The 6145-nt window shown below is 59.5% G+C and carries 4 protein-coding genes and 2 tRNA genes; 5 read left to right on the top strand and 1 reads right to left on the bottom strand.

Annotated elements, in window-relative coordinates; translation table 11 throughout:
* Positions 1-131 precede the first annotated feature (131 nt).
* Positions 132-1154: an outer membrane protein assembly factor BamD gene (locus AC07W4_RS27710; RefSeq protein WP_008052083.1), complete on the bottom strand. Its 1023-nt coding sequence runs from the start codon at positions 1152-1154 to the stop codon at positions 132-134.
* A gap of 151 nt (positions 1155-1305) precedes the next feature.
* Here AC07W4_RS27710 and rluD point away from each other — a divergent pair, with 151 nt between their 5' ends.
* From rluD to AC07W4_RS27685, 5 genes are all read left to right on the top strand, one after another.
* Positions 1306-2268: a 23S rRNA pseudouridine(1911/1915/1917) synthase RluD gene (gene rluD, locus AC07W4_RS27705; RefSeq protein ID WP_008052092.1), complete on the top strand. Its 963-nt coding sequence runs from the start codon at positions 1306-1308 to the stop codon at positions 2266-2268.
* Positions 2265-2990: a peptidoglycan editing factor PgeF gene (gene pgeF / locus AC07W4_RS27700; protein WP_495034714.1), complete on the top strand. Its 726-nt coding sequence runs from the start codon at positions 2265-2267 to the stop codon at positions 2988-2990. The genes rluD and pgeF overlap by 4 nt, the downstream gene beginning before the upstream one ends.
* 130 nt (positions 2991-3120) lie before the next feature.
* Complete coding sequence (gene clpB, locus AC07W4_RS27695) at positions 3121-5685, top strand: ATP-dependent chaperone ClpB (protein WP_008052094.1); 2565 nt, start codon at positions 3121-3123, stop codon at positions 5683-5685.
* Between the two features lie 300 nt (positions 5686-5985).
* Positions 5986-6061 (top strand) — tRNA-Asn (locus tag AC07W4_RS27690).
* 9 nt (positions 6062-6070) lie between these two features.
* Positions 6071-6144 (top strand) — tRNA-Pro (locus AC07W4_RS27685).
* Position 6145 lies beyond the last annotated feature (1 nt).

Below are 6145 nucleotides of genomic sequence, written 5' to 3'. Positions count from 1 at the left end.
CTACGCCTTTTTGCTGGTTCCATTACGTCCTCCTGAAAAACAGATCAGAAGGTGTAAACCTTATTCAGGACGGGACAGCTGAAATAAAAAAGGGAGACTCGAAAGTCTCCCTTTTTGCACAACCGGGGGTGTCAGTCGAACACGCCGAAGGTCATGTAGCTGAACCACGAACGGTCGCTGTTGTTGCCTTGCGCTTCGTGATTTTCTTCTTCGACCGCGTCGCCATTGTCATCTTTAGGCTTGAGTTCGGCCGGGATGGCGTCCTTGGCGTCCTGGAACTGCTTCTGTACGTCCTGGTTGGCGCGGGTTTCGCCCGGTGGCAGCGGCGGACGGGACTCGATCAGGCCCAGGGTCGTCTTGCTCAGCCACGAACGGTTGTCGGCTTCGGCCACGGTCGGTACGAACTGACCGTCTACCAGCGTCGGGTGGTTCGGGTAGTTGAGCTTCAGGGTTTCCAGGCTGGTGGCAGCCAGTTCGTCCAGGTGCAGGCGCTGGTAGGCCTCGGTCATCACCGCCAGGCCGTCGCCGACCGAAGGGGTTTCCTGGAAGTTTTCCACCACGTAACGACCGCGGTTCGCGGCGGCGACATAGGCCTGACGGGTCAGGTAGTAATCGGCCACGTGAATTTCATAGGCCGCCAGCAGGTTGCGCAGATAGATCATGCGCTGCTTGGCATCCGGTGCGTAGCGGCTGTTCGGGAAGCGGCTGGTCAGCTGGGCGAACTCGTTATAGGAGTCGCGGGCGGCGCCCGGGTCACGCTTGGTCATGTCCAGCGGCAGGAAACGCGCCAGCAGGCCGACGTCCTGGTCGAAAGAAGTCAGGCCCTTGAGGTAGTAGGCATAATCGACGTTCGGATGCTGTGGGTGCAGGCGAATGAAGCGTTCCGCAGCGGACTTTGCCGCTTCTGGCTCGGTGTTCTTGTAGTTGGCGTAGATGAGTTCGAGTTGCGCCTGATCGGCATAGCGACCGAACGGATAACGCGATTCCAGAGCCTTCAGCTTGGCGATGGCACTGGTGTAGCTACTGTTGTCCAGGTCATTTTGAGCCTGTTGGTACAGCTCGACTTCACTGAGGTTTTCGTCTACGACTTCCTTCGATGAGCAAGCAGCGGTCAATGCGAGGATGGCGATCAGCAGCAGGTGTTTCACTTGCATGGCGGCTTGCGTCCCTATGACGGCCGCTGTCTTGGGCGTGGCCGTCCTGTTATGATGAGCGCCCCGTTGAATAGCCTCGGGGCAAAAGACGCCGTATTTAACCACAAGCGCGCAGCCGAAACCAAAGGCTGTGCCGACGCCTAGTCTGAGCATGTCCGATAAAATTGAACTTCGCGCAGAGGTGCCGTCCGAATTGGGCGGCCAACGCCTCGATCAAGTCGCCGCACAATTATTCGCTGAGCACTCGCGCTCGCGCCTTTCCGCCTGGATCAAAGACGGCCGCCTGACTGTGGATGGGGCGGTTATCCGCCCGCGAGACATCGTCCACGGCGGCGCCATCCTTGAGCTGACTGCCGAGCAGGAAGCTCAGGGCGAATGGGTCGCTCAAGACATAGCCCTGGATATCGTCTACGAAGACGACGATATCCTGGTGATCAACAAGCCCGCGGGCCTGGTGGTGCACCCGGCTGCCGGTCATGCCGACGGCACCTTGCTCAACGCCTTGCTGCACCACGTGCCGGACATCATCAATGTGCCCCGCGCCGGTATCGTGCATCGCCTGGACAAGGACACCACCGGTCTGATGGTGGTGGCCAAGACCATTCAAGCGCAGACGCAGCTGGTTACACAGTTGCAGAGCCGCAGCGTCAGCCGGATCTACGAGTGCATCGTGATCGGTGTGGTGACAGCCGGTGGCAAGATCAACGCGCCGATCGGTCGTCACGGCCAGCAACGCCAGCGCATGGCCGTGATGGAAGGTGGCAAGCAAGCCGTCAGCCATTACCGCGTGCTCGAGCGCTTCCGCTCCCACACTCACGTGCGGGTGAAGCTGGAAACCGGTCGTACGCACCAGATTCGCGTGCACATGGCGCACATCAACTACCCGTTGGTCGGAGATCCTGCCTACGGCGGTCGTTTCCGTATCCCGCCGGCCGCCAACCCGACCATGGTCGAGTCGCTGAAAAACTTCCCGCGTCAGGCGCTGCATGCGCGTTTCCTGGAACTGGATCATCCGACCACCGGTCAGCGCATGAGCTGGGAATCGCCGTTGCCGGAAGATTTCGTCTGGCTTCTCACCCTGCTCAAGCAAGACCGCGAGGCGTTCATCGGATGAGTGACTGGCTGATTCCTGACTGGCCCGCGCCGGCCGGGGTCAAAGCCTGCGTCACCACCCGTGCGGGCGGCGTCAGTGTGGCGCCGTTCGACAGCCTCAACCTCGGCGATCACGTCGACGACAGCCCTGAAGCTGTTGCCGAGAATCGCCGTCGTCTTACCGATCATTTCTCCATTCAACCGGCCTGGCTGCAGCAGGTCCACGGCATCGTCGTGGTCCATGCCGATCCTGGCCGGGTGGATACGGCTGATGCCAGTTGGACATCAACGCCGGGCGTCGCCTGCGCGGCGATGACCGCCGATTGCCTGCCTGCGCTGTTTTGCGACCGTGCCGGCACCCGCGTCGCTGCGGCCCATGCCGGTTGGCGCGGGTTGGCGGCGGGCGTGCTGGAAGCAACCCTCGACAGCCTGGCCGTGCCACCAGCAGAAGTGCTCGTCTGGTTAGGTCCGGCCATTGGTCCGCAAGCCTTTGAAGTCGGCCCCGAAGTGCGCGAGACATTCGTCCAGCAGTTACCGCAAGCAGCTCAAGCTTTTGTACCAAGCCAGAACCCCGGCAAATTCATGGCCGACATCTATATGTTGGCGCGCTTGCGTCTGGCAGCTCGTGGTGTAACCGCTGTCTACGGTGGCGGTTTCTGCACCGTCACCGATCCACGCTTCTTTTCCTACCGCCGTGCGTCCCGCACCGGTCGTTTTGCCTCCCTTGTCTGGCTCGAACGCTAGACTTGCCTGACCTGCATCAACGTCCAGACGCTTGAAACTCCCAGAATCGACCACATCTATTGTGGTATCCGGCAGGTTTCTTCATTCAGGATGTTTTATAGGTCCGGCCTGCTCAAAAGGAAGGTGACCCATGCGTATAGACCGTTTAACCAGCAAATTGCAGTTAGCGTTGTCCGATGCCCAATCCCTGGCTGTCGGCCACGATCATCCGGCCATTGAACCGGCGCACTTGATGCAAGCCTTGCTCGAACAGCAGGGCGGCTCGATCAAGCCCCTGCTGATGCAGGTGGGCTTCGACGTCAACAGCTTGCGTAAAGAGCTGACCAAAGAACTCGACCAGCTACCGAAAATCCAGAACCCGACCGGTGACGTGAACATGTCGCAGGATCTGGCGCGCCTGCTCAATCAGGCCGACCGTCTGGCCCAGCAGAAGGGTGACCAGTTTATCTCCAGCGAACTGGTGCTGCTTGCCGCCATGGACGAGAACAGCAAGCTCGGCAAGCTGTTGCTCGGCCAGGGCGTGAGCAAGAAAGCCCTGGAAAATGCGATCAACAATCTGCGCGGCGGCGAGGCCGTCAACGACCCGAACCACGAAGAAGCACGACAGGCCCTGGATAAGTACACCGTCGACCTGACCAAGCGCGCCGAGGACGGCAAGCTGGATCCGGTGATCGGCCGTGACGATGAAATTCGCCGGACCATCCAGGTGCTGCAACGTCGTACCAAGAACAACCCGGTGCTGATCGGTGAGCCTGGCGTGGGTAAAACCGCCATCGCCGAAGGCCTGGCCCAGCGCATCATCAATGGTGAAGTGCCGGATGGCCTCAAGGGCAAACGCCTGTTGTCCCTGGACATGGGCGCGCTGATCGCTGGCGCCAAGTATCGCGGCGAGTTCGAAGAGCGCCTCAAGGCATTGCTCAATGAACTGTCGAAGCAGGAAGGGCAGATCATTCTGTTCATCGACGAACTGCATACCATGGTCGGCGCCGGTAAAGGTGAGGGCTCGATGGATGCTGGCAACATGCTCAAGCCGGCCCTGGCCCGCGGTGAGCTGCACTGCGTTGGCGCCACCACGCTCAACGAGTACCGCCAATATATCGAGAAGGACGCCGCCCTCGAGCGACGTTTCCAGAAAGTGCTGGTGGACGAGCCGAGCGAAGAAGACACCATCGCCATCCTGCGTGGCCTCAAGGAGCGTTATGAGGTTCACCACAAGGTGGCGATTACCGACGGCGCGATCATTGCCGCGGCCAAGCTCAGTCATCGCTACATCACTGACCGGCAGTTGCCGGACAAGGCCATCGACCTGATCGATGAGGCCGCCAGCCGCATCCGCATGGAGATCGACTCCAAGCCGGAAGTGCTGGACCGTCTGGAGCGTCGCCTGATTCAGCTGAAGGTGGAATCCCAGGCGCTGAAGAAAGAAAGTGACGACGCGGCGAAGAAGCGTCTGGAAAAACTGCAGGAAGAAATCGCGCGTCATGAGCGTGAGTACTCGGATCTCGAAGAAATCTGGAACTCGGAAAAAGCCGAGGTGCAGGGTTCTGCGCAAATCCAGCAGAAGATCGAGCAGTCTCGTCAGGAACTGGAAGCCGCTCGCCGCAAAGGTGACCTGAACCGCATGGCCGAGTTGCAGTACGGGGTGATCCCGGATCTGGAGCGCAGCCTGCAAATGGTCGACCAGCATGGCAAAGCCGAAAACCAGTTGCTGCGCAGCAAGGTGACTGAAGAAGAGATCGCCGAAGTCGTTTCGAAGTGGACCGGTATTCCGGTGTCGAAAATGCTCGAAGGCGAGCGCGAAAAGCTGATGAAAATGGAAAGCCTGTTGCACCAGCGTGTGATCGGCCAGGACGAAGCTGTGGTCGCGGTTTCCAATGCGGTGCGGCGTTCCCGCGCCGGGTTGTCCGACCCGAACCGGCCAAGCGGCTCGTTCATGTTCCTCGGCCCGACCGGTGTCGGTAAAACCGAGCTGTGCAAGGCCCTGGCCGAGTTCCTCTTCGACACTGAAGAGGCGATGGTGCGGATCGACATGTCCGAGTTCATGGAGAAACACTCCGTGGCTCGCTTGATCGGTGCGCCACCAGGCTACGTGGGCTACGAAGAGGGCGGTTACCTGACCGAGGCCGTACGTCGCAAGCCGTATTCGGTGATCCTCATGGACGAAGTCGAGAAGGCGCACCCGGATGTATTCAACATCTTGCTGCAAGTGCTCGAGGATGGTCGTCTGACCGACAGCCACGGCCGCACGGTGGACTTCAAGAACACCGTGATTGTCATGACCTCCAACCTGGGGTCGGTACAGATCCAGGAGCTGGTCGGTGACCGTGAGGCGCAGCGGGCGGCGGTGATGGATGCGATTTCCAGCCACTTCCGGCCGGAGTTCATCAACCGGGTCGACGAAGTGGTGATCTTCGAGCCGTTGGCACGGGATCAGATCGCCGGTATTACCGAGATCCAGTTGGGTCGTCTGCGCAGCCGCCTGACCGAGCGCGAGCTGAAGCTTGAGCTCAGCCCTGAGGCGATGGACAAGCTGATCGCGGTCGGCTACGACCCGGTGTATGGCGCACGGCCGCTCAAGCGCGCTATCCAGCGCTGGATCGAGAACCCGCTGGCGCAGCTGATTCTGTCCGGTCGATTCATGCCGGGCGATACCGCTCACGGCGTGGTGGAAAACGACGAAATCGTCTTCGTCTGATCCATAACGGCAGCAAAATCGAAAAGGCCTCGCATAACGAGGCCTTTTTTTCGTTAGGCTGTTGAACTCAAAGGAAAAGGCTTGTAAAGTGCGCCCCGCAGTAAGTCACCCGCCAGGGTTTCCGCTCCCCAAGCAGGAATCTAAAATAAGTTGCAAATCATTAACTTGAAAGCAATTTAGGGGGTTGACAGAGGTGCTGAAGATTGTAGAATAGCGCGCCTCAGACACACGAACGCAGCGATGCGAACGGGTTGAAGAGAACGCAGTAAAGCTTCAAAGTTGTAAATTGAAATGTGCAGTTCCGTGATAGCTCAGTCGGTAGAGCAAATGACTGTTAATCATTGGGTCCCAGGTTCGAGTCCTGGTCACGGAGCCAATTTCAAACCGGGGTATAGCGCAGTCCGGTAGCGCGCCTGCTTTGGGAGCAGGATGTCAGGAGTTCGAATCCCCTTACCCCGAC

It is taken from the genome of Pseudomonas sp. GW821-FHT02A08, from assembly GCF_059422045.1.
Note: the sequence above shows the minus strand (reverse complement) of the source record. Positions and strands in the feature narration are given on the sequence as shown.